The organism is Synechococcus sp. H55.11 (assembly GCF_047462475.1).
Lineage (GTDB): Bacteria > Cyanobacteriota > Cyanobacteriia > Thermostichales > Thermostichaceae > Thermostichus.
Genome location: NZ_JANSJI010000203.1, coordinates 1 through 1,108, shown reverse-complemented (window position 1 = coordinate 1,108; position 1,108 = coordinate 1). Strand labels below are relative to the sequence as shown.

1 protein-coding gene is annotated in these 1,108 nt (G+C 63.1%); it reads left to right on the top strand.

The features are described 5' to 3' along the window. A partial coding sequence (locus NW853_RS08440; protein WP_414348792.1) for a hypothetical protein occupies positions 1 to 940 on the top strand: 940 nt, incomplete at its 5' end. Positions 941 to 1,108 lie beyond the last annotated feature (168 nt).

Here is a 1,108-nt window from a genome sequence, read left to right as displayed (position 1 = left end):
GAGCCCCATCCCCAAGATTTTGGCTATTTTGGTGATGCGAGGCTCTCTCCCGGTGGTCTCTATGCTGAAATCTTCGCCTGGTCGCCAACTGCTCTCACTTGGGATCCTCCTGCTGTCGGCAGGGGGCATGTTGTGCTTGTCCCCTCGTTTATCTTCTGCTTTGGCCAACGAACAAGCGGTTCCCGAAGCGGAGCTGGCGCTGCAGCCGCTTTTGCCGCCGGGATCGCGCATCCTCCGCTCCCGTCGGCTGAGCGACACAGAAGCCGAGATCTGGGTGGAGTCGCGCGGCGGCAGCAGCCCTGTAGTTATGCGGCTCAACGCCTCAGGCCGTTGGGAACAGGATATGAACGCTACTCTGGCGCGGGGAGCCAGCCAGATGCAGGCTCTTGCCCGGCAACAAACGGCGAGCCTGCCCGAAGGCTTTGGCCAAACTGCTCCCGACCAACCTCCGCCGGTGCCTTCTCTTCTGCAGGCTACCCAAGCTGCCTCTAGCCTGATCCCACCGGTGGATCGGGAGCAGGAAACCCAGCGGGCCTTAAGTGGGGCCGGACGGGCGGATCCCTTTGTGCCCCAAAACGTGCGTGCCCCTGAGCCGACCCTTGATCTGCCACCTCTACCTCCGCCTCCGGAACTGCCGCCGCCCGGCAATGGTGGCGAAGTGCCCGTAGCAGTGGTCACCCCGCTCCCGACGCCCACTCCCGACCCGGCGGCCTTTGCCCGCAGCGTGCAAGTTTCTGGGGTTGTCCAAATCGGCGGTGAATCCTTTGCGCTGGTTTCCGGTCCAGGCGTGATCCCTTCTGTGGTGCAGGCCGGGCAGAACTACCAAACTGCCAAAGTGGCCGGAGTATCGGTGCCAGAGCGACGGGTTGTGCTCTCGGAAGGAGGCGAGACCGTCGTGAAGACAATGCAAGACACCACTGTGATTGTGGGTGCGCCCTAGCCGTGGCTATTCCAGAGCCCAGCGGTTTGATCTACTCTCCCGCCTCTGGGCAAGGGATTTTTCCAAAGTCAATTCTAACTCCCCTCTCCCTCTGGGAGAGGGGTTGGGGGTGAGGGTGCCTCTGGGAGAGGGGTTGGGGGTGGTCGCGCTAGCGGCGCGGAGCGCTTG